Genomic DNA, 22625 nt, shown 5'->3' with positions numbered 1-22625 from the left:
GAGGCACCAGCGCCGGAAAACCGCTCAGGCGGCCGTCCGGTGCACCGTGACCTGATTGCGGCCTTCGGCCTTGGCTGCCAACAGCGCCTGATCGGCGCGGTCAAGTAATACCGCCGTTGTTTCCTCGCTTTCGGGGCGCGAACAGCCCATGGCGAGGCCGATCGAGAGCGTCATCGCCACTTGCCCGCCGCCCGGCAGTCGGACAGGATGATCGCCGATTACCCGGCGGATGCGCTCAGCCACGGCATGCGCCTGTTCAAAGCCGATATCGGGCAGGGCAATCAGGAACTCCTCGCCGCCGATGCGCGCCAGAAGGTCGCCTGCCGCCAGATTGTCCTTCAGCCGCCGCGCGACCTCGACCAGTACTGCGTCGCCCGCCGCATGGCCCCAGGTGTCGTTCACCGTCTTGAACCGGTCGAGGTCGAGAAGGAGCGCCGCGAAGGAGCGGCCGCCATGACGGGCATGTTCGGCGATGCGCTGGAGGTGCGACAGGCCATAGCGGCGGTTGTGAAGCCCGGTGAGCGGGTCGGTCATCGCAAGCCGCAGGCCATCGGCGACGTTGGAGCGCAGACGGTCGGCCTGACGTTTGGCGCGCAGCTGGGTACGGATGCGCAGGGCCATTTCCTCGGGCTCCGCGCCGCTATCGATCAGGTCGCCTGCGCCGAGGTCGAGCGCGGTCGCAGACATGTCGCGCGCCGTCGAGGGCAGAACCAGACAGACGCGGGAATGCCGCGTCGCCTGGCGCGAGCGGAGTTCGGACAGGAAGCGCAAGCCATCGCCCGGGCGGCCGAGATCAGCCGCGACGACAAAGAGGTCCGGCGCGTCGCCCTCGGCGATCTCGCCAAGTGCGGCATCCCGGTCCAACACCAGGAGCCGGTCGCTGAGATGGGGCTGCAACTCGCGCTTCCAGCGCAGAGCGGTTTCCACCCGCGCGGCGACAAGACCGATAAGACCCGGCCCGAAATAGTCCGGCGCGGGTTCCGCGAAACCGAACTCGCGATAGGTTCCGTCGCGCAGGCCCAGTTGCTCGCGCGCCTCGCAGGCGCGCAGAAGGCTGCGGATCCGCGCCATCAGGACCAACTCGTCGAGCGGCTTCCAATAAACATCCTCGGCGCCCGCGCGCAGCGCCTCGATCCGCCGCTCGCTGTCCTGAAAGGCGCTGATCATCACCACCGGAATGTCGCGGGTCACCGGATCGGCCTTGAGGCAACGGCAGACCTCGATCCCCGAGACATCGGGCAGTTCCATATCGAGAAGGATGAGATCGGGGCGGCATTCATCGGCGATGCGCAGGGCTTCGGCGCCCGAGGTTGCCTGCAGCGCGTCGTAATAGGCCGATGCGAGTTTGACGCGCAGGACGATCCTGTTCGTCGCGACGTCATCCACGATGAGTATCTTGCCTGTCACAACCCCGCTCCATAGGAATACTGGCACCCGGTGCGGTCATCTTTCGTTCGCAATGGTTAAGAAATGCTTTCCAGAAATGGGTAGGCTTTGGGGAAAACTTTCAGGATCGGAAGCTAGGATGGCCCATCAGCGGGAAAGTGCCGAACTGATCGCGGCGGAAGCTCTCGCCTGGCTTGCTGGTCAGGACGAGCTGTTTCCGGTCTTCATGGGGGCGAGCGGTGTCACCATCGACGAGATGCGGCAGCGCGCGGGCGAGCCGGAATTTCTGGCGGCGGTTCTGGATTTCCTTTTGATGGATGACGCCTGGATCACCGGCTTCTGCGACGACACGGGACTTGCCTATGACCGGCCGCGCGCGGCGCGCGCCGCGCTGCCGGGGGCGGCGCTGGATGACTGGGCCTGAAGGCTCCCGCCGCCCGTCAGAGAGCTACGACAGGTTTCCAAAGATCGGGCCTCAATGCTAACCTCGCCGCCGCCGGCGATCAAAGCGGCGGCTTGCCGAGGTTCCGAAAATGTCCAGATTTGCGCTGCCACTCTTTGCCCTTCTGGCCCTGCCCATGACCGGCCATGCCGCCTGCAATACCGCCGGCCTGACCTCGGCGCAGACCGATCAGGCCCGCGTTTTGGTGATCACCAATCGCTCGGATGCGGAAGTTTTGCGGCTCTACTGGATAGATTTCAGCGGCGCGGCAACGCTTTATACCGAGATCGCGCCAAGAGCGCAGATCGAACAGCCAACCTTCACAAGCCATGTCTGGGCAATCGAAGGTGACGGGGGTGCCTGCAAGGCCGTTCTTCTGGTCGATGCCGATATCGACATTGGCGTCAGGTGAGGCCTGATCGCGATGCGCGGTTGCCGGGGTTCCGGTAACTCGCGCCCCTCGCCGATTCCCGGTTGCTTCCCATTGCGCCCGCCGCCGGAATCGGAAATGGTCCGGCGGATCGCCTGGGGAGGATGGAATGGCCGAAATCCGCGGACTGCTGTTTGACAAGGATGGAACGCTCTTCGATTTCCATTCGACCTGGGGCGGTTGGACCGCGCGGGTGATCGAACGGCTGGCCGGACCGTCGGCCGAGACGCGCAGCGCTGTGGCCGATATTCTGGGTTTCGATCTTGGCGCAGGGCGTTTCGACGAGGGCAGCGTGGTGATCGGCCATACGGTCGCCGAGATTGCCGCCCTGCTGTCCGAATTTGCGCCGGACCGCCCGGTCGAGGCTCTGGTGGCCGATCTGAACGCGCTCGCCGTGAAGAACGATATGGTGCCCGCCGTGCCGCTCGTTCCGCTCTTCCAGCGGTTCCGCGAGATGGGGCTGAAGCTGGGTCTTGCCACAAATGACGCCGAGGAACCGGCGCGCGTGCATCTTAAGACGGCGGGCCTGACGCCCTATTTCGACTTCGTTGCGGGGTTCGACAGCGGCTGGGGTGGCAAACCCGCTACCGGCCAGATGCAGGCCTTCCTCGACCGGACCGGCCTTCAGGCCCATGAAACCGCGATGGTCGGCGACAGCCTGCACGACCTGCATGCGGGCCGCGCAGCGGGAATGCGGACCGTGGCCGTCCTGACCGGCATAGCGGGCCGTGACGAGCTTGCCCCCCATGCCGATGTCGTTCTGCCGACCATCGGCGAGCTGCCGGGCTGGATCGGCTCGCTGATCGCGGCCTGAGAGTAAATCCGTCAAATGCGACGCTTTCGCGTCGCAAAGTGCGGCGAAGCCGCGCGAACCTGCGCCCATTCCTTGGACAGCAAGGGGAGGTTCGCACATGGTGGCGGAGCTGAAACGCAAAAGAGCTGGCGGGCGCAGTGGCCATGCCGAGCGCGCAGGCAAGCGCGCGATCGACCAGATGAGCTGGCGCATCCCCCAGAACCATGACCGACCGGTCGAGCCGATGGGTCCCGAGGGAGTCGAGGCAATCCACAAGGGCGCGATGCGTGTCCTGAAGGAAATAGGCATCCGCTTCCTGAACGACGAGGCGCTGGAGATCTTCCGCAAGGCGGGCTGCAAGGTCGACGGCGAGACCGTCCGCATGGACGAGGATTTCGTGATGGAGATGGTGCGCAAGGCGCCGTCCGAATTCACCGTCACCCCGCGCAATCCAGACCGTGCGCTGCCCTTTGGCGGTAAGGCGATGCTCTTCGGCAATGTCTCCTCGCCGCCCAACTACTGGGATCTGGAACGTGGCAAGGTCTCGGGCTTCATGGACGGGTTCCGGACCTTCATCAAGCTGACCCAATATTTCAACTGTATCCATTTCGCCGGCGGCTATCCGGTTGAGCCGGTGGAAATCCATGCCTCGGTCCGTCATCTGGACTGCCTTTATGAAAAGCTCACGCTGACCGACAAGGTCTGCCATGCCTATTCGCTCGGGAAAGAGCGGGTCGAAGATGCGATGGAGATGGTGCGGATCGCGGGCGGCCTCAGCCACGAGGCGTTCCGAGCGAAACCCCGGATGTTCACCAACATCAACTCGGTCTCGCCGCTGAAGCACGATTTCCCGATGATCGATGGCGCCCTGAGGCTTGCCCGCGCCGGTCAGGCGGTGGTGGTGACGCCCTTCACGCTCGCAGGCGCCATGGCGCCGGTGACGATGGCGGGGGCGGTCACCCTGTCGATCGCCGAGGCTTTGTCGGCGATCGCGCTTCTGCAATATGTGGCGCCAGGCTCGCCCGCGATGATCGGCACCTTCACTTCGAACGTCGACATGAAGTCGGGCGCCCCTGCTTTCGGCACGCCGGAATATATGCGCGCGACCCAGATGACCGGGCAGATGGCGCGGTACTACGGCCTGCCGTTGCGGTCGTCCGGTGTCTGCGCGGCAAACGTGCCGGACGGGCAGGCGATGTGGGAGACGTCGAATTCGCTCTGGGCTGCCGTCCAGTCGGGGTCGAACCTCGTCTATCACGCTGCCGGATGGCTGGAAGGCGGGCTGATCGCCAGCCCCGAGAAGTTCGTGATGGACTGTGAAGTGCTGCAGATGATCCAGCGCTATATGGAGCCGCAGGTCTGGGCGACGGGGCCGGAGGAGATTGCGGTCGAGACGATCGCCGAAGTGGGGCCGGACGGCCATTATTTCGGCTGCCAGCACACGCAGGACCGCTATACCACTGCCTTCTACCAGCCTTTCGCCAGCGACTGGCGCAATTTCGAGGCCTGGCAGCTGGACGGCAGCGTCTGGTCGGCCGAGCGTGCGCACCGGATTTTCAAGGACATATTGGCCGATTTCACCCCGCCGCCGATGGATGAGGGCATCCGCGAGGAGCTGAGCGACTTCGTCGCCCGCCGCAAGGCCGAGGGCGGGGCGCCGACCGACTTCTGAACCGGGCGCGCTGCACCTTTCGCCGGTGCTGATCCAGCGGAGCGCGGGCCTTGCGGCCCGCGCAAGCCTTTCTCTCGTCCGCCCCCGCGCCTGCGGCGCGAAATCGGGCTCGGGCGGGTGATGCGTGTTGCGCTTCGCTCTTTCTTAACTCGCGCTTCCTAGGATCGCGGAAAGAGAGAAGAGAGCCGCATGCACGGGCTGATCAACCGATCCTTGCAAGGATTCCTGCGCGATACCTATGGGCCCGCGCTCTGGTCGCGCATTGCCGAGGCCGCGGGCGTGGGCGCCGAAGGGTTCGAGGCGATGCTGACCTATGAGGACGACCTCACCGACAGGGTGATCGAGGCCGCAGCGGACGCGCTCGCCAAGCCGCGCGAGGCCTTGCTCGAGGATCTGGGGATCTATCTCGTGTCGCTCGAACCGCTGCGGCGGCTCCTGCGGTTTGGCGGTGTGGATTATGTCGATTTTCTGCAGACCGTCGATGAACTGCCCGAGCGGGCGCGGCTGGCGGTGGCCGACATCGGCCTGCCGGATCTGATACTCGACGCGCCGGAGCCCGATCAGTTCACCCTGCATTTCGCCGCGGGCCATCCCGGTTTCGCCCCGGTCTTTGCCGGTATCCTCCGGGCGATGGCAGACGATTACGGCGCTTTCGCGCTCGTCGATCTCGACGGCGAACGGAAGGTGAAGGTGGAGCTTCTGCAGACCGCCTATGCCTCGGGGCGCGCCTTCGACCTCGCCCGGCCCGAGGACGCATGATGGACGGACTGACCGTGCAGGATGCGGCTCTTGTCGGAACCGACGCGCTCGGCAGGCTGATGCCGATGTATCTGTGGGTCACGCCGAACGGCCTTGTCCGCGCCGTCGGGCCGACGCTGAAGAAACTCTGCGGTGCGGGCCCGCTGATCGGTACGCGGTTTCTCGACCTCTTCGAGGTGGAAAAACCCCGGGCGCTTCTCAGCATGGCCGATGTCGAGGCCTTCAGCGGACAGCGCATCCTCGTGACGCTGAAGCGCGGGCAGGGGACGACATTGCGCGGCCAGGTCCAGCCGCTCGATGGCGGGCAGGGCTGGATCCTCAACCTCTCGTTCGGCATATCAGTTGCCGAGGCGGTGCGCGACTACCGCCTGACCAACGCTGATTTCGCGCCGACCGACCTGACGGTCGAGCTTCTGTACCTCACCGAGGTGAAGGCCGCGGTGATGGGCGAACTGGCCGCGCTCAACCGCCGGCTGGAGGCGGCGCGAGCGGCCTCCGAAGCGCAGGCGCTGACCGACGCGCTGACCGGCCTTGGCAACCGCCGGGCGCTCGATGCCGAACTGATACGCGCCTGCACTCTGGCGGCGCGCGGCGAGGGGCAATTCGCACTTCTCCATCTCGACCTCGATTTCTTCAAGGCGGTGAACGATACGCTCGGCCATGCGGCGGGCGACCTGGTGCTGACCGAGGTCGCGGGCGTGCTGAGGGAAGAGACCCGCAAATCCGATACGATTGCGCGGGTCGGCGGCGATGAATTCGTGATCCTGCTGCGCGGCGAAACCGACCCCGACCGGGTGGAACGGATCGGCGCGCGGATCATCTCGGAGCTGGAGCGGCCGATCTTATACGAGGGCCAGCCCTGCCGCATCTCGGGCTCGATCGGCGTGACGCTCTCGCGCTTCTACGCGAGTCCCGACCCCGAGATGATGCACAGCGACGCCGACGAGGCGACCTATGCCTCGAAGCGCAACGGGCGAGGGCGGTGCACGGTGTGGGATGGCAGTAGCCGACCTGCTGAGCCGGAGCCCGGCGCCTGACCGGCGCTGATCGTCGGACGCGGTCCAAGCGGGGAGCGAGACGCGAGCGCGAAAAGCCTTCGCGAAGGCCTTTCGGCTACAGCGATGCGCCAGGTCTTCAACCGCGTGCAACCGAGACCCTATCGGGGCGAGGCCTTATCCCTGCAGCGTCCTCACTCCATACCCCTCATCCCGCGCCTTCATCGCGGCAACGGCTGCAATCGCCGCCGCGGCGGTGGTGAAATAGGGGATCTTGTCCATCAGCGCCACACGGCGGATGTCGCGGCTGTCTGAGATGGCCTGCTTGCTGTCGGTGGTGTTGAACACCAGCGTGACTTCGCCGTTCTTCATCATGTCGACGATGTTCGGGCGGCCTTCGTAGACCTTGAGCACCGGCAGCGTGCGGATGCCTTTTTCATAAAGCCAGGTCGCGGTGCCGCGGGTCGCGACGATCTCGAACCCCAAGGAGATCAGGTCGCGGATCGCTTCGGCGAGCGACTCGGACTTGTCCTGATCCTTGACCGAGACGAAGGCGCGCCCCGCGTCCGGCAGTTGCGTGCCGGCGCCCATCTGCGCCTTGAGGAAAGCGAGCGCGAAGGTGCGGTCCCAGCCCATGACCTCGCCGGTCGAACGCATCTCGGGGCCGAGCAGCGGGTCGACGCCGGGGAAGCGGGCGAAGGGCAGGACGGCCTCCTTGACCGAGAACCATGGGGTCTTCGGGTCGGCGAGCGTCATCGCATCGGCCAAGGGCAGCGGGCTGTCGGGACCGACGCCTTCGGGGTAGGGCGCGCGCATGGGGAAGGTCGACAAGGGCTCGCCCGCCATCAGCCGTGCGGCGATGGAGGCGATGGCGCTGTCGGTGGCTTTCGCGACGAAGGGCACGGTGCGCGAGGCGCGGGGGTTGACCTCCAGCACATAGATCACGCCGTCCTTGATCGCGAACTGGACGTTCATCAGGCCCACGACCTTCAGGGCCAGCGCCATCTGCACGGTCTGGCGCTTCAGCTCCTCGACCGTCTCGGCCGAGAGGTTGTGGGGCGGGAGGCAACAGGCCGAGTCGCCGGAATGGACGCCCGCCTCTTCGATATGCTCCATGATCCCCGCGACATGGACGTCTTTCCCGTCCGACAGGGCGTCGACGTCCACTTCGATGGCGCCGGAAAGGTAGCTGTCGAGGAGGACCGGGTTCTTGCCCGAGACGTTCACGGCAGTTGTGATGTAGCGCTTCAGCTGGTCCATGTCGCGGACGATTTCCATCGCCCGGCCGCCCAGCACATAGGAGGGGCGGATGACCAGCGGGAAGCCGACCCGTTCGGCGATTGCGATGGCCTGTTCGTCGGATGAGGCGATGCCGTTCACCGGCTGCTTGAGGCCGAGGTCGTTGAGAAGTTTCTGGAAGCGTTCGCGGTCTTCGGCGAGGTCGATCGCGTCGGGCGTGGTGCCGAGGATCGGGATGCCTTCGTCGTGGAGGGCATTGGCGAGTTTCAGGGGCGTCTGGCCGCCGAACTGGACGATGACGCCGTGCAGCGTGCCCTTTTCCTGCTCGACGCGCAGGATTTCCATCACATGTTCGAAGGTCAGCGGTTCGAAATAGAGCCGGTCGGAGGTGTCATAGTCGGTCGACACGGTCTCGGGGTTGCAGTTGACCATGATCGTCTCATAGCCCGCAGCCGTCAGGGCGAAGCAGGCGTGGCAACAGCAATAGTCGAACTCGATCCCCTGACCGATCCGGTTCGGGCCGCCGCCGAGGATGACGACCTTCTTCGCCTCGGACGGGCGGCTTTCGCATTCGACATCGCCCATCGCGGGGACTTCGTAGGTCGAATACATGTAGGGGGTCTGCGCCTCGAATTCGGCGGCGCAGGTATCGATGCGCTTGAAGACGGCGGTGACACCCTTGGCGAGGCGGGCCTTGCGGATCTGGGCTTCGCTTTGGCCGGTTAGTTTCGCGAGGCGGGCGTCGGTGAAGCCCATCATCTTCAGCTTGCGCAAGCCGGTCTCGGTCGCGGGCAGGCCCTCGGCGCGGACCTGTTCTTCGGCCTCGATGATCTCGCGGATGCGGGAAAGGAACCAGGGGTCGAAGGCGGTCGCGTGCTGAATGTCGTCGTCGGAAAGGCCGTGGCGCATGGCCTGAGCGATGAGGCGCAGGCGGTCAGGCGTCTGGGCGGAGATCGCCTTGACGATGGCGGCGCGGTCGGGCGCGCCGGCGATTTCGATCTCGTCGAAGCCGGTCAGGCCGGTTTCGAGCGAGGCCAAGGCTTTCTGCAACGATTCATGGATGGTGCGGCCGATGGCCATCGCCTCGCCCACCGATTTCATCGCAGTCGTCAGCGTCGCCTCGGAGCCGGGGAATTTCTCGAAGGCGAAGCGCGGGATCTTGGTCACAACATAGTCGATGGTCGGCTCGAAGGACGCCGGCGTGACCTTGGTGATGTCGTTGTCGAGCTCGTCCAGCGTATAGCCCACGGCGAGTTTCGCCGCGATCTTGGCGATGGGAAAGCCGGTGGCCTTCGACGCCAGCGCGGATGAACGCGAGACGCGCGGGTTCATCTCGATCACCACCATGCGGCCGTCCTTGGGATTGATCGCCCATTGGACGTTCGACCCGCCGGTTTCCACCCCGATCTCGCGCAGGACGGCAATCGAGCCGTTGCGCATGATCTGATATTCCTTGTCGGTCAGTGTCAGCGCAGGTGCCACGGTGATGCTGTCGCCGGTATGCACGCCCATCGGATCGACGTTCTCGATCGAACAGACGATGATGGCATTGTCCGCCTTGTCGCGGACGACCTCCATCTCATATTCCTTCCAGCCCAGAAGGCTTTCGTCGACCAGGATCTGCGCGACCGGCGAGGCATCAAGGCCCGAGCGGCAGATCGCTTCGTAATCGTCGCGGTTATAGGCGACGCCGCCGCCGGTGCCGCCGAGCGTGAAGGCGGGGCGGATGATGGCGGGCAGGCCGATCTCTTCCAAAGCCTCCATCGCCTCGCGGACGCCCGCGTTGATGTCGTAGCGGCCGTTGTCCTTTTTCGGGGCCGAGATGATCGTGGCCTTGGGATTTTCGAGCCCGATCCGATCCATCGCCTCGCGGAAGAGCTTCCGGTCCTCGGCCATCTCGATCGCTTCGCGGTTGGCGCCGATCAGCTCGACCTTGAACTTTTCAAGGACCCCCATGTCGGCGAGCGCGAGCGAGGTGTTGAGGCCGGTCTGGCCGCCCATCGTAGGCAGAAGGGCGTCGGGCCGTTCCTTTTCGATGATCTTGGCCACGACCTCGGGAGTGATCGGCTCGATATAGGTGGCGTCCGCAAGGCCGGGGTCGGTCATGATCGTCGCGGGGTTCGAGTTCACCAGGATCACCCGGTAGCCTTCCTCGCGCAGTGCCTTGCAGGCCTGGGCGCCGGAATAGTCGAACTCGCAGGCCTGTCCGATGACGATGGGGCCGGCTCCGATGATCATGATGGATCTGATATCGGTTCTCTTCGGCATGACAGCCCCCTTCCGCGCAAAACTTCGCGGGTTATAGTCAAGCGCGCCCCGGGCGCAAGGCCCGACCGGCGCCGGATCGAAGAAATTGCGCCCCGCTCAGGAAGCATCGCCCTTGGCCTTGCCAGGATGGTGCGAAGCCGCCAGTCTCTGCCGAGCAGGACGAGGGGAGGGCGGAGTGCACAAGCGGCTTTGGCTGGAATTCCTGCTGCTCTTTCTGGCAGTGCCGCTTGCGGTCGCGCTTTTCCTGCCGCCCCGGCTGCTATTTCCCGCACTCTTCGTATTTTCCCTGGTCGGCCTTGTGCTTCTTGCCAGAACATCGGGCTTTCGCTGGCGCGAGCTTGTTTCCGGCGGGCTGCCCTGGCGGCCGATTGCACTCTTCGTCCTCGTCACGGCGCTTGCGAGCGGGGCGGTGATCGCCGCGACCCGGCCCGAGGCCGCCTTCCTGCTACCGCTGGAACGGCCGCTCGTCTTCCTGATGATCGTCTGCCTCTATCCGGTCCTGTCGGCCTTGCCGCAGGAGCTGATCTTCCGTCCGCTCTTCTTCCGCCGCTACGGTCCGCTTCTGCCCAGGGGTCAGGGGGCGCTTCTTCTGAACGCCGCCGCCTTCTCCTTTGCTCATCTCATGTATTGGAGCGCTACGGTCGCGGTGATGACCTTCGCGGGCGGGCTTTTTTTCGCACAGGCCTACCTGCGCCACGGCTTCCCGCTCGCGCTTCTCCTGCACGCGGTTGCAGGTTGGATCATCTTCGGTTTCGGCCTCGGGATCTATTTCTATTCCGGCAATGTCGTCAGGCCATTCTGACCGTCGCTCTGATCGCCGCGCGCAAAGGGGATGAGCCCAAGCAGCACCAGCCACCCGCCCGTCGCGATCCAGACATATCCCATCGTGGGCCAGGGCATCAGGGCCGTCAGAAGCAGTGTGACCAGAGCTGACGAGATCAGCGCGGCGGCAACGGCGAGCGACCGCAACCCTTTCGGAAGTCGCGATACTAGAGAGGGCAGAAGGAAGAGTGGCAGAAGGTAATAATGCTGCCAGCCAAGCGGACCGAAAAGCGGGATGACGAGAGCGAATGTAAGCCAGGCAAGCGTCAGCCGTGCTGGGTCATCGAGTTTTCTCAGGGCGAAGAGCCAACCGCCGATGATCAGGGCTCCGACCAGCGGCAAAGTTATATCGATCCATGCCGGCAGGTTCTCAATCGCGCTGTTCCGGCTCTCGATATCGAAGGCCGGAACAGCGCCGACAATCGCCGCGACCCCGTAGAACGCGGTGCGCAGCGAGAGATTGACGGCCGAGATCAGGCCATTGTCCGAAACGAGCTGGACGGCATCGCGAAACTGCCAGTGCGCCTCTGTTCCGCACAGCAAAAGACTGAGGCCGCCGAGGAGGCCGCCCGTAACCACGAAGGCAGCCACGGCGCGGAAACGCCGCTCCACCAGAAGGATGAGGACGAAAAGGACCGGCGTGATCTTCAGTGCGGCGGCGATTGCGAGGCAAATGCCCGCCGCACGATCCTTGCCTTGCACGAGCCGATCAAGGCCGAAAAGCAGGAGAAACATCATCGCGATTGTCGGTTGGTTCTGGTCAAGCGCACTCTTCGCTGGCGTCGAAAGTACCAGCGCGATGACCGCGAGTGCAGCCCAGGTCCAATAGGGCATCAGGCGCGGGCGTGCGAACCGTGCAGAGATGAAGACGCAGGCGACAAGAAGCGAGATATGAAACACATAGACGGTGCGCGAGAACCAGAACGCGTCCATCCAGCCTGTAAGCGGCCCGGCGAGGGCTGCCCACAGTGGCGGGTAAACATAGGGGAAAACGGTGGCCTCTTGTCCGCCGATCTCGTTGACGCGGCTGATCCATTGAGGCGGAGTGCCACCGAAGAAATGTGGGGGGGCATCGTAGATGAGGCCCGGCTCGCCGTTGTTCCAGAACCAGCCGGCCACATAGATCGCCGATAGGTCGCCCGGCAATTCGTCCCAGAGCAGCACAAGTTGAACGAGAGCCCAGACTGCCAGGATCGTAAGCGCTATGGCTCGATCGGCCGCGCTCCCGGCTCTTGGGCCGCGCAGGATCACGAAACTGCAGCCTGACCGGCGTGCGCCAGTTTCGCTGCGCGCCGCACGCCGAAGAGAAACAATGGAGCGAACAGAGCGACGGCGGCGACACCAAGAGGTTCACCGGTTGCGTTCAGCTCCATCAAAGCGGAGTTGCCGTACGATATGGCGGCAAGCAGGGCCGGAGATGCAAGAACCGCAGACAGCGTGACCCGCCTCGCCTCCGAACCGTGCGTGAAGCTGGCGACGCTTGGACCGACCAATGTGCCGGAAACAGCGGGCAGGGAACGGAAGGTGATTGTTTCTGTATTCATGTCAGTCGATTGGCTGGAAAATCTGGCGCCAGTGTGGCTCAAAGCGCAAAATATTCGGTCACGTCAAGCCCGGGGCATGGCGGGGTGCGGCATCTTGCTGGATAGGCCGGGTGAGGAAGCGGTTCCGCCCCTTGACTTCGCCGCCCCACCCATGTGTATCGGCGCGAACCGAAAGATTGCCTCTTGAAGGGGACGACCATGCACGCCTACCGCAGCCATACCTGCGCCGATCTCAATAAATCGCATGCGGGCGAGAGCGTCCGCCTGTCGGGCTGGGTGCATCGGGTGCGCGATCATGGCGGGGTCCTTTTCATCGACCTGCGCGACCACTACGGCATGACGCAGGTGCTTGCCGACAGCGACAGCCCGGCCTTCGCGGCGATCGAAAAGCTGAAGGCCGAAACCGTGATCCGCGTCGATGGCCGCGTGAAGGCCCGCGATGCCTCGCTCGTGAACCCCAAGATCCCCACCGGCGAGATCGAGGTCTACGCGATGGCGGTCGAGGTCCTCGGCCCGGCCGAAGAACTGCCTCTGCCGGTCTTCGGCGACCTCGACTACCCCGAGGAAACCCGCCTCACCTACCGCTTCCTCGACCTCCGCCGCGAGGGGCTGCACCGCAACATGATGCTGCGCTCGAACGTGGTGCGCTCGATCCGCAACCGCATGTGGTCGGCAGGCTTCAACGAGTTTCAGACGCCGATCATCACGGCCTCAAGCCCTGAAGGCGCGCGCGACTTCCTCGTGCCCTCGCGCCTGCATCCCGGCAAGTTCTACGCCCTGCCGCAGGCGCCCCAGCAGTTCAAGCAGCTGATCATGGTCGCGGGGTTCGACCGTTATTTCCAGATCGCGCCCTGCTTCCGCGACGAAGACCCGCGCGCCGACCGTTCGCCCACCGATTTCTACCAGCTCGACATCGAAATGTCCTTCGTCGAGCAGGAGGATGTGTTTGCCGCCGTCCAGCCGGTGATCCAGGGCCTGTTCGAAGAATTCGGCGGCGACCGGAAGGTCTATGCCGACTGGCAGCGCATCGCCTACAAGGACGCGCTGAAATGGTACGGCTCCGACAAGCCGGACCTGCGCAATCCGATCAGGATGGCGGACGTCAGCGAGCATTTCCGCGGCTCGGGCTTCGCGATTTTCGCCAAGCTTCTGGAACAGGAAGGCAACGAAGTCCGTGCCATTCCCGCCCCCAACGGCGGCAGCCGCAAGTTCGCCGACCGGATGAATGCCTTCGCCCAGAAGGAAGGCCTGCCGGGCATGGGCTATATCTTCTGGCGGAAGGCTGAGGATGGCACGACCGAGGCAGCGGGTCCGATCGCCAAGGCCTTGGGCGAGGACAAGACCGAAGCGATCCGCGTGGAACTTGGCCTTGGCGAGGGCGATGCCGTCTTCTTCCTCGGCGGCAAGCCCGAGACCTTTGAAGCCGTAGCGGGACGCGCGCGGAACGAGATCGGTCGCGAACTGGGTCTGACCGAAGAGAACTGCTTCAAATTCGCCTGGATCGTCGATTTCCCGATGTACGAGAAGACCGACGAGGGCAAGATCGACTTTTCCCACAACCCGTTCTCGATGCCGCAGGGCGGGCTTGAGGCGCTGAATGGCGATCCGCTGAAGGTCCATGCCTATCAGTACGACCTAGCCTGCAACGGCTATGAGCTGATTTCGGGCGGGATTCGCAACCACAAGCCCGAGATCATGTTCAAGGCCTTCGAACTGGCGGGATACCCCAAGGAAGAGGTCGAGAAGCGCTTCGGCGGCATGGTCAAGGCGTTCAAATACGGGGCCCCCCCGCACGGCGGCTGCGCGGCCGGGATCGACCGGATCGTGATGCTTCTGGCTGACGAGGCGAATATCCGCCAGGTCATCATGTTCCCGATGAACCAGCGCGCCGAGGATCTGATGATGGGCGCGCCCTCCGAGCCCACGAACGAACAGCTGCGCGACCTGCGCCTCAGGACCATTCCCAAGGAATAAGGCTGCGCGCCTCAGGCAAAGACAAAGGCCCGGGGGTTTGGTCCCCGGGCCTTTTGCTGCCTGCCGGCGTCACCGTGAGTATGGCGGCGGTAATGCCACCCGTTCGCGGTACAGGCGAGAAACTTGTCTTAGAGGGCCGACGCGGCAGTTGCCGCGATCGAGAAAACCAGAGAAGCGGCGCCAAGTGTGAACACAGTCCAGTGGGCGGCGCGGGTAAGCCGTTCGTTCAGGGCGATACGCAGAATACGGTCCGTCATCTCAACCTCATGTCCGGCGGCGGCCGGGAAAAACACATGAGGCAAAGATCGCCGCCAATTGGGGCCGAAATGCGGAATGCGGGTGACGCGGTAGGGGCGATTTCCGCCAGATATCATGGCGGTGGACATGCTGCGGCGCTTTGCGCCCCTCGCGGCGGCATGGCAGCCTGAGCCGCGAAAAGCCCGCCCGAATCGGCACAGAAAAGGAAGTGGCAAGATGACAACGACTACCCCGGTAGGGCCGGACGTAGCGGGGTGGCAGCCCGCCCGCTGGCCCGATGAGAACGAGATTGCGGGCCGTCTCGTCCGCCTCGAAAGGCTGAGTGCGGCGGCGCATGCGGCAGAGCTGCATGCGGCCTTCGCCGACAGGCCCGACCTCTGGACCTACATGGGCTATGGCCCCTTCGCGACTGAGGGAGACTACCGGCTCTGGGCCGAAGGGATGGAAGGTAAGCCCGATCCCTGTTTCTACGCGATCCGCGATCTGGCGAGCGGCCGGGCGGCGGGCGTCGCCGCCTTCCTGAGGATCACGCCCGAGCATGGCGCGATCGAGGTCGGCCATATCTGCCTGTCGCCCGCCCTTCAGGGCACGCGCGCCGCAACCGAAGCGATGATGCTGATGATGCGCTGGGCCTTCGCCAACGGCTATCGCCGCTATGAATGGAAGTGCGATGCGCTGAACCGCCCCTCACGCCGCGCGGCCGAACGGTTCGGCTTCTCCTACGAGGGCACCTTCCGCCAGCATATGATCTACAAGGGCCGCAACCGCGATACCGCCTGGTTCGCGATGACCGATGGCGATTGGGCAGGGCTTCAATCCTGTTACGACCGCTGGCTGGACGACGGGAATTTCGATGCCGCCGGGCAGCAACGCGAAAGCCTTTCCGCTCTCACCCGTCCGTTCCTCGCGACCACCGACCCCGACCGCGCGGCGGGCTGAGGCCGCAGGCGCGTCACGGTCGCGGTCGCTGCCCATGTCAGAAGGCCGATCCTGCCGCCAGTCGTTCGCGCACGAGCGCCGACAGCTCGCCCGGCGCGCGGTCATGATCGCCCGCCATCGCCTCCGCCGCATCGGCAAGCGCCCCGTCATGGGCGATGCGCGCCACACCGACAAGGAAGCGCGACAGATAGTCGAGCCGCCCGTCATCCGGCGCATCGTCGAGAATATCGGCCGCATGCAGCAGATCGTCGCGCAGCGCCATCCGGTCGGGCTCGATCCGGTCGCCCGGCTGCACCTGCGGCCGGGCGCCGCCGACGGCGGGCAGGGCGGTAAGGATCGCGCGTTGGAAGGCGGCGAGGCTTTCGATCGGCTTCACCAGAAACCCGTCCGCGCCGCGCGCCCGCGCCTCCGCCGCCATCTCCGGATCGCCGCTCGCGCCGAGGATCGCGGGAATGCGGGGCCGCGCGGCAGAGAGCTCAGCGATCAGGTCAAGGCCCGAACCGTCCGGCAGGCCGGGATCGACGATCACCACCGTGGGCCGGTAGGTCATTAGATGCCTGCGCGCTGAGGCCAGACAATCCGCCCGCCTGATCCGCGCGCCGGAGCGCAGGCACAAAAGCCGCATCGCCTCGCAGGCAAAACGGCTGTCCTCGACCACCAGCACGGTCAGGCCCCAAAGCGGGCGGCCCGGCTGCGGCGCCTGTGTTGCCAGTAGTTCGGTCAGATCGTCGGCCATCTCTTGCCCTCGCGGTCCAGTCGGGTGGGTCGTCGGGGCAAGCCTAGAACCCTTGTGGCTAACGGGCGGTAAAACGCCAACGGACATCTCGTGCGACAGTCTTTCGCTTGCGCGCGGGGCCCCGCCGCCGCATAACTCGCCGCGATCAAGGATGGGGGAAAGAATGATCGGCCGCCTGAACCATGTCGCCATCGCCGTGCCGGACCTCGAGGCCGCCGCCGCGCAGTACCGCACCACGCTCGGCGCCGCCGTCCGCGCGCCGCAGGACGAACCCGATCATGGCGTGACGGTGGTTTTCATCGACCTGCCGAACACCAAGATCGAACTCCTCTATCCCCTGGGCGAAAACTCCCCGATCCGAGGGTTCCTCGACAAGAACCCCTCGGGCGGCATCCATCACCTCTGCTATGAGGTCGAGGATATCATCGCCGCCCGCGACCGGCTGAAGGCCGAAGGCGCGCGGGTTCTGGGCACGGGCGAGCCGAAGATCGGCGCCCATGGCAAGCCGGTCCTCTTCCTGCATCCGAAGGATTTCAACGGCTGCCTGATCGAACTGGAGCAGGTCTGATGAACCTCACCGGCGGCATCGTCCTTTTCGCGGTCATCTGGTTTCTGGTCTTCTTCGTCGTCCTGCAAGCGACGCCGGGCAGTCAGGCCGACGCAGGCGAGGTGGTGCCGGGCACGCCAGCCTCGGCGCCCTCGGACGCGCGGATCCTGTGGAAGGCGAAGATTACCACGATCATCACCATCGTGATCTGGGCCGCGATCGCGGCTGTGATCTTCTCGGGCCTCTTCGATATCTACGATCTCGACTTCTTCGGCAGGCTTGGCCCCCGCCCGGTGAACTGAGCGCCTCAGCGCCCGGTGAGCCGGTGGAAGATATGGGTAAAGGTCGCGACGCCCAGGACCGGAATCACCAGATTGACGAAGGGGAATGAAAGCGGCGCGGCCATCAGCGCGCCCGCAAGCCAGACCGTGCCGCCGTTGGCCTTTCTGAGCGCCTTCGCCTCGGTCGGGCCCAGCCGCCGCGCCGCGACGGTTTCGAAATATTCCCGCCCGAGCAGATAGCCGTTCACCGCCCAGAACATCAAAGGCGCGAGAGGGCCGACGAAGAGGTAAAGCACCAGCGCCAGAATGTTCACGACGATCAGCACGCCAAAGAAATTGACCGACCGCAGAAGACCCTCATAGAAGCTCTGCCCCTGTGCCGGGGCGAGGCGCGGATAGTGCCGGTCCTCGACCGCATCGGCGACATCTTCGAGGAAGAGGCCGGAAAACAGTGCCGCGACCGGCACCATCAAGAAGACCGACAGCCCGATCATAAGAAGTAGCGAGCCCCAGCCGAGCAGGTCCTTGACCCAGCGCACCTCGCCGATGAACGGAAGCGTCAACGCGTCGGGTGTGAACCAGCCGATCAGTTGCAGGAACAAAGCATAGATCGCAAATAGCAGCGCAAGCGCGAGGCCGACGCCAAGCGCGAAGACCTTCAGGAAGCGCCTGTCGCCCAATTGGCCGATGGCGGCAAGGAAGGACGACAGGATCATGCGGGCAGCCAGGTGACGATCATCTCAAGATCGGGGCGCGGCCGGTCGGGCGGCACCGACGTTTCGGTGCCGATATGGATGAGACCCGCCACCCATTCGCCGGGCAGAAGGCCAAAGCCCTCGCGGCAGATCACCTCATCAGAGGCGACCCAGCCGGTCAGCCAGTTGGCGCCGAATCCTTCCGCTGCCGCCGCGTTCAGAAGCGTGACGCAAACCGCGCCGGTTGACAGCACCTGTTCGATTTCTGGAATTTTCTCAGTCGAGCAGGGACGTTTGACCACCGCAATTGTCAGATTTGAATCAGTGAACTGGGCGACGCCTTTCGCGGTCTGTTCTGCATCCCGGCCAGTTTCGGCCCCGCGAGTGGCGGCAAGCCGTGCCAGACGGTCAAGTGCAGGCTTTTCAAGCACCACGAACCGCCACGGTTCCAGTTTGCCGTGATCGGGCACCCGCGCCGCTGCCGTCAGGATGCGAAGAAGCTGGTCGCGCCCCGGCACCGGCAGCGAGAGCGTCCGCGCCGGGCGCGAACGGCGGGTCAGAAGGAAATCCATTACGGCGGGGTTCGGGTTGGGCATCGGCAACTCCCTGGTCCCCGCTGATGTCGGCCATCGCGCCCCGACAATCAAGGGGGGCGGATTTCGTCACGAAATCCGCGCGGACCCTTTCAAAGGGTCCGGTCCGATTTCTTCGCAAGAAATCGGAGGGCGCGCGGTATCTGCCGAGGCGCCTAAAGAAAATAGTCCGCTAGCCGTGCGATATGGGCCGAGACATGCGCCCGCCACTCCGGCCCCGGCTGACGCGCCTCCAGCGCCGCCGCCAGCGGGTCGGGCGCGCGGATCGCCGATCCGGTCAGCGCCTCGATCGCCGCATGGCCGCAGAAGGGCACGTGCATTTCCGAATAGCCGCCCTCATGCACCAGAACGAGGCGCCCGCCGCACAGATCATCCGCCGCCGCCTTCACCTGCCCGGTCATCGCCCGGAAAGTCTTGGTCGTCGCCACCATCCGCCCCAAGGGATCGAAGGCCGAGGCGTCGTAGCCGCAGGCGACCACGATCGCGTCCGGGCCGAAGCGGTGCAGCGCGGGAAGCACGATCCGCTCCATCGCCTCGAGATAGCTCTCATGCCCGGTCCCTGGCGGCAGCGGGATATTGAGGTTGAACCCATGGCCCTTGCCTTCGCCGCGCGCCTCGACACCGCCGGTATCTAAAGGATAGTTCCGCTCCTGATGCAGCGAGATGGTCAGCACTTCGGGGTCGCGCCAGAAGATCGCCTCGGTGCCATTGCCGTGATGGACGTCCCAATCGACCACCGCGATCCGGCGGGCCAGACCCGCCGCCTGCGCGGCGCGGACCGCCACGGCGATATTGTTGATGAGGCAAAAGCCGTTCGGCCAGTCGGCGGTGGCGTGATGGCCCGGCGGGCGGGTCAGCGCATAGGCATTGGGATGCTCGCCCCTCAGCACCGACAGAAGCGCTGCTGTCGCAAGCCCCGCCGACAGCGTAGCGATTTCATACCCGCCGCGCCCGAACGGCGTGCGCAAGCCAAGCTCGCCTCCGCCCGCGTCGGAAGCCGCCTTGAACGCATCGAGGTAGGCGGCCGGATGGACGCGCAACAGATCCCCGCGGCTTGCGACTTCGGCGCCCCGAACCTTCATTTCTGCCATCAGGCCCGTGACTTCCAGCAGGTTCTTCAACCGCCGCTTGGTTTCGGGATTTTCCGGCAGGCCGCCGCCCGGCTGCACATAGCCGCCCGCAGGCGCCGTCAGCACGTAATTGCCGCCATGATGCCAAAAGCACCGCTCATCGGTGAAAAAAGCGCTTTTCATCCGCCTCTCCCTTTGCCGCGACCCTAGCCCCACGCTAGAACCGCTACCAGAGAGGAATGATGACCGACCTCAGCCATCTTGCCCGGCCCGGGACCGAATTTACCGTGCGGGTCACGCCGAAAGCCGCGCGCGACCGGATCACGGTCGAAGACGGTCAGATCCGCGTCTATGTGACCGTCGTGCCCGAAGACGGCAAGGCCAATCGCGCGGTACAGGCGGCTCTCGCCAAGGCAATGGGCATCGCGAAATCCCGCTTGACCCTGCTGCGCGGCGAAACCTCGCGCGACAAGACCTTCCGGGTGGAGCCCTAGCCCTTGCGCTCCTTCAGCCGGTAGACGCCTTCGGGCAGGTTCAGCGCCGCAGCGAGTTCCTGCACCTGATGCATGGAAAGGACGATCTTCACCACCTTGTCCTCGCGCTGGTCATACTGTTCGACGGTCACGCATTCCTCAAATCCCTGGATCACCACATCTTCTTCAAGGTGGCTCGACCCTTCGTCGACAAGGGTAATGACGGTGGCGTCGAAATCATGCTCGATCGTAAACATGGGCCTGAGTCTAGCGCTGCGCCCGGCCGAGCGCCAGTGGTACGGGGCAGTTCGAGGGGCGGCGCTCCTTGATCTGGCTCAATGTCTTCGTCCCCGCGCGGCGCGAAGGTCCGCCTATGGCCGCGCCGGGCCGTCAGCAAAAGGACCGCCAGATCATGCCGACCCAAGCCGCGACCCGCCCGCGCCTCTCGACAGATATGGACGTGCATCTCTACCTCACCCGGGAAATGGCGCGGCGCCATGGGGTGAACCTGTCGGAAGCCATGCATCAGGGATTTCTCTCGCGCAGCGATTTCGCGGCGATGGTCGATCGTTGCCGCGCCTGCACCGGATCGGCAGGGGACTGCCGCGACCATGTCGAGGACCATGACCGGGCCGAAGCGGCGCCGCCCTGGTGCGCCAATGCCGCCGTGCTAGAGGGCCTGCGCGATCTGGTCTGAGCGTCCGGCTTGACCCCGGCCGCCGCCCGGGCGAGGAGAGGGCATGCTCATCCTCGATACCGGCATCAATGATCGCGGCTCGAAATATGCCGTCTCCGGCGGCCTCGCCCGGTCACGGGCGGAAATCCAGGCCTTTCTTGTCGAATTGAAGCGCGAAAAGCGCTTCGCCCGCGCCACCCACAATTCCTGGGCGGCGTTTCTTGCCGATGGCGGCCCCTTGAAGGGAGACGACGGCGAGGCGGGCGCGGGCAATGTGATCTTGCAGCATCTGCAGGCCTCGGGGCTTGCGGACCATCTGATCGTCGTGACCCGCTGGTACGGCGGCAAGCATCTGGGTGGCGACCGGTTTCGTAACGTCGCTGAAGCGGTGCGGCTTTATCTCTCCTCCCTTCCCTGAAACATCGTCCGTCGCTACTGTCGGCGGAAAAGGGGAGGGATCATTGTTCATCTTCATCAAGGGCCAGGTCCGGCGCTTTCTGAATACCTGCATCTGGTCCCTGCAGGGCTGGACCGCCGCCTGGGCGAGCGAGATGTCGCTGCGCCAGTGGACCATCGTCAACATCCTCTCCGCCACATTGGCCTTCACGCTTGATCTGACCACGGCGGAACGGGCAATTCTCCTTGGATTTGGTCTACTTATCCTTGCGGCCGAACTTTTCAACACCGCGGTCGAGGAGATCGTCGACCATATCTCGCCCGAACGTCACCCGTTCGCCAAGAAGGCCAAGGACTGCGGATCGGCGGGGGTCGCACTGACGGCGATGGCGGGGGGCGTGGCCTGGTTGGTCATTCTTGTCGGATAGGGGCGGGCGGAGGACGGGATAGGGTCTCCGCCCGGACCGGGATCAGCGGGCGTGGCGGAACATGTTCAGCGCGAAGATCAGGACGCCGATCAGAACCGCAAGCTCGGCGAGTGGCGCGAGGGGGAACATGGCCTCTTCGGTCAACTTGCCGGAAAACAACAAGAAAATCATGATGAGCAGCACCAAGGCTCCGGCCTGATGCAGCCAGAAATGGATGCGGGCGAGGGATGACTCGCCGGCGGCGGGGAAGAGGTGGTAGGCCATCCCGAAAATCATCATCAGGGTGAAGCCCAGAAGGTTGATATGTGCGTGCACGGGGGCCATCGTATGGTCGCCCGAGGCGCCCATATGCATGCCGAAGCCGATGCCGATTGCCAGATACAGTGGCGCAATCACAAGGAAACCGCGAGATATGGACATGTTGCGTCTCCCTTCCGTTGCGGGGTCTTATGCCCCGGTAGGCGAAAGCATAGCCGAGAATTGTGCGCCTGTGCGCAGAAATCAGCGATCCCCGACCCTCCGACGCACAGTTTCAATCGCCGGTTTACCGCCCCCGCCCTGAGGTGCCGCCAGACGTGGGCCTGGACGTATGGCAGGCCAGCACACCCGCGCGGCGCGTTAATCCGGCGCGAACCGGCGGCCGGGCAGGATGGCCCACGTCAGCCGAAAGACGGATCACCACGGGGCAATCATGGCACGGATCGCAGGCCGCTCGCGGCGGGCGCGGGCGCATTACCATCACCTGGCGGAAGCGCTGAAGGAACTCGACTTCCACCTGCACTGGGACATGGCGGCGTCAGGCCAGCTGCCCGAGGCCTGGCACGAGATCGCCCGCCAGCGCGTCCCCTCGACCAAGGTCCGCCTGTCCTTGTGGGTCGAGGGCGAGGTGGTGAAATTCTTCCGCGCCATGGGGCCGGGCCATACGGTGCGGATGGCGGACGTGCTGCGCACCTTCATGCATGCGCGGCTCGCCGAGGTGCTGGGCGGGGCAGAGGCGGTGGCCTACCCGCCCGTACAGGCGGCGGAGCGGCGGGAGCGGATCGCCCTTCTGCAGGAAATGGCGCGGCTGATGGAGGAGGAACGGGAGGAGCGCGAGGGGGGATAGAGCCGGCTGAAGCCCGACCTACGGGCTGGCGCCCGGAGGAGCGGCAGGAAACGTGCCAGTGGCACGTTTCCCGGTCCGATTGGCGCTGAGGCAACGAAGCGCCA

At 65.0% G+C, this 22625-nt stretch carries 27 protein-coding genes; 16 read left to right on the top strand and 11 right to left on the bottom strand.

Annotated elements, in window-relative coordinates:
• Nucleotides 1-24: 24 nt before the first annotated feature.
• Nucleotides 25-1407, bottom strand: coding sequence for a diguanylate cyclase (locus OU426_RS05575; protein WP_267632865.1), 1383 nt, complete (start codon nucleotides 1405-1407; stop codon nucleotides 25-27).
• A 118-nt stretch (nucleotides 1408-1525) separates the two neighbouring features.
• Between OU426_RS05575 and OU426_RS05570 the strand changes: the two genes are divergently transcribed.
• The 6 genes from OU426_RS05570 to OU426_RS05545 all read left to right on the top strand — a co-directional run bounded on the left by OU426_RS05570 (nucleotide 1526) and on the right by OU426_RS05545 (nucleotide 6519).
• Nucleotides 1526-1810: a DUF3572 domain-containing protein gene (locus tag OU426_RS05570; protein WP_267632864.1), complete on the top strand. Its 285-nt coding sequence runs from the start codon at nucleotides 1526-1528 to the stop codon at nucleotides 1808-1810.
• 109 nt (nucleotides 1811-1919) lie between these two features.
• Nucleotides 1920-2240, top strand: a complete 321-nt coding sequence (locus OU426_RS05565) for a VHL beta domain-containing protein (protein WP_267632863.1) — start codon at nucleotides 1920-1922, stop codon at nucleotides 2238-2240.
• A 127-nt stretch (nucleotides 2241-2367) separates the two neighbouring features.
• Nucleotides 2368-3072 (top strand): HAD family hydrolase, encoded by a 705-nt coding sequence (locus tag OU426_RS05560; protein WP_267632862.1) that lies wholly within the window; start codon nucleotides 2368-2370, stop codon nucleotides 3070-3072.
• Between the two features lie 97 nt (nucleotides 3073-3169).
• A complete protein-coding gene (locus OU426_RS05555) occupies nucleotides 3170-4723 on the top strand; it encodes a trimethylamine methyltransferase family protein (protein ID WP_267632861.1) in 1554 nt (517 codons plus the stop codon).
• A 189-nt stretch (nucleotides 4724-4912) separates the two neighbouring features.
• Nucleotides 4913-5482: a heme NO-binding domain-containing protein gene (locus OU426_RS05550; RefSeq protein ID WP_267632860.1), complete on the top strand. Its 570-nt coding sequence runs from the start codon at nucleotides 4913-4915 to the stop codon at nucleotides 5480-5482.
• Complete coding sequence (locus tag OU426_RS05545; RefSeq protein WP_267632859.1) at nucleotides 5482-6519, top strand: GGDEF domain-containing protein; 1038 nt, start codon at nucleotides 5482-5484, stop codon at nucleotides 6517-6519. The genes OU426_RS05550 and OU426_RS05545 overlap by 1 nt, the downstream gene beginning before the upstream one ends.
• A gap of 135 nt (nucleotides 6520-6654) precedes the next feature.
• Here OU426_RS05545 and carB read toward each other — a convergent pair whose 3' ends face one another.
• Nucleotides 6655-9984, bottom strand: coding sequence for a carbamoyl-phosphate synthase large subunit (gene carB / locus OU426_RS05540; protein ID WP_267632858.1), 3330 nt, complete (start codon nucleotides 9982-9984; stop codon nucleotides 6655-6657).
• Nucleotides 9985-10159: 175 nt separating this feature from the next.
• Between carB and OU426_RS05535 the strand changes: the two genes are divergently transcribed.
• Nucleotides 10160-10786: a CPBP family glutamic-type intramembrane protease gene (locus tag OU426_RS05535; RefSeq protein ID WP_267632857.1), complete on the top strand. Its 627-nt coding sequence runs from the start codon at nucleotides 10160-10162 to the stop codon at nucleotides 10784-10786.
• On the opposite strand, the gene OU426_RS05530 is transcribed toward OU426_RS05535, so the two are convergent.
• Together OU426_RS05530 and OU426_RS05525 are read right to left on the bottom strand one after the other, a co-directional pair.
• Complete coding sequence (locus OU426_RS05530; protein WP_267632856.1) at nucleotides 10756-12057, bottom strand: glycosyltransferase family 87 protein; 1302 nt, start codon at nucleotides 12055-12057, stop codon at nucleotides 10756-10758. The two genes, OU426_RS05535 and OU426_RS05530, sit on opposite strands and share 31 nt — an antisense overlap.
• Nucleotides 12054-12350: a hypothetical protein gene (locus OU426_RS05525; protein WP_267632855.1), complete on the bottom strand. Its 297-nt coding sequence runs from the start codon at nucleotides 12348-12350 to the stop codon at nucleotides 12054-12056. Before OU426_RS05525 ends, OU426_RS05530 begins: the two co-directional genes overlap by 4 nt.
• 198 nt (nucleotides 12351-12548) lie before the next feature.
• Here OU426_RS05525 and aspS point away from each other — a divergent pair, with 198 nt between their 5' ends.
• A complete protein-coding gene (gene aspS, locus OU426_RS05520; protein WP_267632854.1) occupies nucleotides 12549-14324 on the top strand; it encodes an aspartate--tRNA ligase in 1776 nt (591 codons plus the stop codon).
• 128 nt (nucleotides 14325-14452) lie between these two features.
• On the opposite strand, the gene OU426_RS05515 is transcribed toward aspS, so the two are convergent.
• Nucleotides 14453-14581 carry a hypothetical protein gene (locus tag OU426_RS05515; protein WP_267632853.1) on the bottom strand — a complete coding sequence of 43 codons (129 nt, stop codon included), beginning with the start codon at nucleotides 14579-14581 and terminating at the stop codon, nucleotides 14453-14455.
• 217 nt (nucleotides 14582-14798) lie between these two features.
• Here OU426_RS05515 and OU426_RS05510 point away from each other — a divergent pair, with 217 nt between their 5' ends.
• Nucleotides 14799-15521 (top strand): GNAT family N-acetyltransferase, encoded by a 723-nt coding sequence (locus tag OU426_RS05510; protein WP_267632852.1) that lies wholly within the window; start codon nucleotides 14799-14801, stop codon nucleotides 15519-15521.
• Between the two features lie 37 nt (nucleotides 15522-15558).
• Here OU426_RS05510 and OU426_RS05505 read toward each other — a convergent pair whose 3' ends face one another.
• A complete protein-coding gene (locus tag OU426_RS05505; RefSeq protein ID WP_267632851.1) occupies nucleotides 15559-16257 on the bottom strand; it encodes a response regulator in 699 nt (232 codons plus the stop codon).
• A 163-nt stretch (nucleotides 16258-16420) separates the two neighbouring features.
• Here OU426_RS05505 and mce point away from each other — a divergent pair, with 163 nt between their 5' ends.
• On the top strand, nucleotides 16421-16825 hold the full coding sequence (gene mce / locus OU426_RS05500) for a methylmalonyl-CoA epimerase (RefSeq protein ID WP_267632850.1): 405 nt from the start codon (nucleotides 16421-16423) through the stop codon (nucleotides 16823-16825).
• The gene (locus OU426_RS05495; protein ID WP_267632849.1) at nucleotides 16825-17106 is read left to right on the top strand and encodes a DUF1467 family protein; all 282 of its coding nucleotides are present in this window, start codon (nucleotides 16825-16827) and stop codon (nucleotides 17104-17106) included. The genes mce and OU426_RS05495 overlap by 1 nt, the downstream gene beginning before the upstream one ends.
• Before the next feature lie 5 nt (nucleotides 17107-17111).
• Here the strand turns inward: OU426_RS05495 and OU426_RS05490 are convergent, their stop codons facing one another.
• From OU426_RS05490 to OU426_RS05480, 3 genes are all read right to left on the bottom strand, one after another.
• Complete coding sequence (locus OU426_RS05490; RefSeq protein WP_267632848.1) at nucleotides 17112-17801, bottom strand: EI24 domain-containing protein; 690 nt, start codon at nucleotides 17799-17801, stop codon at nucleotides 17112-17114.
• Nucleotides 17798-18376, bottom strand: coding sequence for a nitroreductase family protein (locus tag OU426_RS05485; protein WP_267632847.1), 579 nt, complete (start codon nucleotides 18374-18376; stop codon nucleotides 17798-17800). Before OU426_RS05485 ends, OU426_RS05490 begins: the two co-directional genes overlap by 4 nt.
• Before the next feature lie 152 nt (nucleotides 18377-18528).
• Nucleotides 18529-19626 (bottom strand): histone deacetylase-like amidohydrolase, encoded by a 1098-nt coding sequence (locus OU426_RS05480; RefSeq protein WP_267632846.1) that lies wholly within the window; start codon nucleotides 19624-19626, stop codon nucleotides 18529-18531.
• Between the two features lie 59 nt (nucleotides 19627-19685).
• On the opposite strand from OU426_RS05480, the gene OU426_RS05475 reads away from it, so the two are divergent.
• Nucleotides 19686-19937 (top strand): DUF167 domain-containing protein, encoded by a 252-nt coding sequence (locus OU426_RS05475; RefSeq protein ID WP_267632845.1) that lies wholly within the window; start codon nucleotides 19686-19688, stop codon nucleotides 19935-19937.
• Here OU426_RS05475 and OU426_RS05470 read toward each other — a convergent pair.
• Nucleotides 19934-20173: a DUF8831 family protein gene (locus OU426_RS05470; RefSeq protein WP_267632844.1), complete on the bottom strand. Its 240-nt coding sequence runs from the start codon at nucleotides 20171-20173 to the stop codon at nucleotides 19934-19936. The two genes, OU426_RS05475 and OU426_RS05470, sit on opposite strands and share 4 nt — an antisense overlap.
• A gap of 155 nt (nucleotides 20174-20328) precedes the next feature.
• Here OU426_RS05470 and OU426_RS05465 point away from each other — a divergent pair, with 155 nt between their 5' ends.
• Genes OU426_RS05465 through OU426_RS05455 form a run of 3 tightly spaced genes read left to right on the top strand, consistent with a single transcriptional unit; the run spans nucleotide 20329 to nucleotide 21416 of the window.
• On the top strand, nucleotides 20329-20613 hold the full coding sequence (locus tag OU426_RS05465) for a DUF6455 family protein (RefSeq protein ID WP_267632843.1): 285 nt from the start codon (nucleotides 20329-20331) through the stop codon (nucleotides 20611-20613).
• A 43-nt stretch (nucleotides 20614-20656) separates the two neighbouring features.
• Nucleotides 20657-21010 (top strand): YigZ family protein, encoded by a 354-nt coding sequence (locus tag OU426_RS05460; protein WP_267632842.1) that lies wholly within the window; start codon nucleotides 20657-20659, stop codon nucleotides 21008-21010.
• Nucleotides 21011-21053: 43 nt separating this feature from the next.
• The gene (locus tag OU426_RS05455; protein ID WP_267632841.1) at nucleotides 21054-21416 is read left to right on the top strand and encodes a diacylglycerol kinase; all 363 of its coding nucleotides are present in this window, start codon (nucleotides 21054-21056) and stop codon (nucleotides 21414-21416) included.
• A 42-nt stretch (nucleotides 21417-21458) separates the two neighbouring features.
• Here OU426_RS05455 and OU426_RS05450 read toward each other — a convergent pair whose 3' ends face one another.
• Entirely contained in the window at nucleotides 21459-21836 is a 378-nt protein-coding gene (locus OU426_RS05450) for a hypothetical protein (protein ID WP_267632840.1), read from the bottom strand.
• A gap of 271 nt (nucleotides 21837-22107) precedes the next feature.
• Here OU426_RS05450 and OU426_RS05445 point away from each other — a divergent pair, with 271 nt between their 5' ends.
• A complete protein-coding gene (locus tag OU426_RS05445) occupies nucleotides 22108-22521 on the top strand; it encodes a BrnA antitoxin family protein (protein WP_267632839.1) in 414 nt (137 codons plus the stop codon).
• Nucleotides 22522-22625 lie beyond the last annotated feature (104 nt).

It is taken from the genome of Frigidibacter sp. RF13 (assembly GCF_026626305.1).
Classification (GTDB): Bacteria; Pseudomonadota; Alphaproteobacteria; order Rhodobacterales; family Rhodobacteraceae; genus TMP-24.
The sequence above is the reverse complement of the archived record's forward strand: the minus strand, read 5'-3'. Positions and strand labels throughout refer to the sequence as shown.

Excerpts from the sequence above, each read along its gene's own strand:
- OU426_RS05570 (WP_267632864.1), top strand. The coding sequence starts at position 1,526 with ATGGCCCATCAGCGGGAAAGTGCCGAACTGATCGCGGCGGAAGCTCTC.
- OU426_RS05565 (WP_267632863.1), top strand. The coding sequence starts at position 1,920 with ATGTCCAGATTTGCGCTGCCACTCTTTGCCCTTCTGGCCCTGCCCATG.
- OU426_RS05560 (WP_267632862.1), top strand. The coding sequence starts at position 2,368 with ATGGCCGAAATCCGCGGACTGCTGTTTGACAAGGATGGAACGCTCTTC.
- OU426_RS05555 (WP_267632861.1), top strand. The coding sequence starts at position 3,170 with ATGGTGGCGGAGCTGAAACGCAAAAGAGCTGGCGGGCGCAGTGGCCAT.
- OU426_RS05550 (WP_267632860.1), top strand. The coding sequence starts at position 4,913 with ATGCACGGGCTGATCAACCGATCCTTGCAAGGATTCCTGCGCGATACC.
- OU426_RS05545 (WP_267632859.1), top strand. The coding sequence starts at position 5,482 with ATGGACGGACTGACCGTGCAGGATGCGGCTCTTGTCGGAACCGACGCG.
- carB (WP_267632858.1), bottom strand. The coding sequence starts at position 9,984 with ATGCCGAAGAGAACCGATATCAGATCCATCATGATCATCGGAGCCGGC.
- OU426_RS05525 (WP_267632855.1), bottom strand. The coding sequence starts at position 12,350 with ATGAATACAGAAACAATCACCTTCCGTTCCCTGCCCGCTGTTTCCGGC.
- aspS (WP_267632854.1), top strand. The coding sequence starts at position 12,549 with ATGCACGCCTACCGCAGCCATACCTGCGCCGATCTCAATAAATCGCAT.
- OU426_RS05515 (WP_267632853.1), bottom strand. The coding sequence starts at position 14,581 with ATGACGGACCGTATTCTGCGTATCGCCCTGAACGAACGGCTTACCCGC.
- OU426_RS05510 (WP_267632852.1), top strand. The coding sequence starts at position 14,799 with ATGACAACGACTACCCCGGTAGGGCCGGACGTAGCGGGGTGGCAGCCC.
- OU426_RS05505 (WP_267632851.1), bottom strand. The coding sequence starts at position 16,257 with ATGGCCGACGATCTGACCGAACTACTGGCAACACAGGCGCCGCAGCCG.
- mce (WP_267632850.1), top strand. The coding sequence starts at position 16,421 with ATGATCGGCCGCCTGAACCATGTCGCCATCGCCGTGCCGGACCTCGAG.
- OU426_RS05495 (WP_267632849.1), top strand. The coding sequence starts at position 16,825 with ATGAACCTCACCGGCGGCATCGTCCTTTTCGCGGTCATCTGGTTTCTG.
- OU426_RS05490 (WP_267632848.1), bottom strand. The coding sequence starts at position 17,801 with ATGATCCTGTCGTCCTTCCTTGCCGCCATCGGCCAATTGGGCGACAGG.
- OU426_RS05485 (WP_267632847.1), bottom strand. The coding sequence starts at position 18,376 with ATGCCCAACCCGAACCCCGCCGTAATGGATTTCCTTCTGACCCGCCGT.
- OU426_RS05480 (WP_267632846.1), bottom strand. The coding sequence starts at position 19,626 with ATGAAAAGCGCTTTTTTCACCGATGAGCGGTGCTTTTGGCATCATGGC.
- OU426_RS05475 (WP_267632845.1), top strand. The coding sequence starts at position 19,686 with ATGACCGACCTCAGCCATCTTGCCCGGCCCGGGACCGAATTTACCGTG.
- OU426_RS05470 (WP_267632844.1), bottom strand. The coding sequence starts at position 20,173 with ATGTTTACGATCGAGCATGATTTCGACGCCACCGTCATTACCCTTGTC.
- OU426_RS05465 (WP_267632843.1), top strand. The coding sequence starts at position 20,329 with ATGCCGACCCAAGCCGCGACCCGCCCGCGCCTCTCGACAGATATGGAC.
- OU426_RS05460 (WP_267632842.1), top strand. The coding sequence starts at position 20,657 with ATGCTCATCCTCGATACCGGCATCAATGATCGCGGCTCGAAATATGCC.
- OU426_RS05450 (WP_267632840.1), bottom strand. The coding sequence starts at position 21,836 with ATGTCCATATCTCGCGGTTTCCTTGTGATTGCGCCACTGTATCTGGCA.
- OU426_RS05445 (WP_267632839.1), top strand. The coding sequence starts at position 22,108 with ATGGCACGGATCGCAGGCCGCTCGCGGCGGGCGCGGGCGCATTACCAT.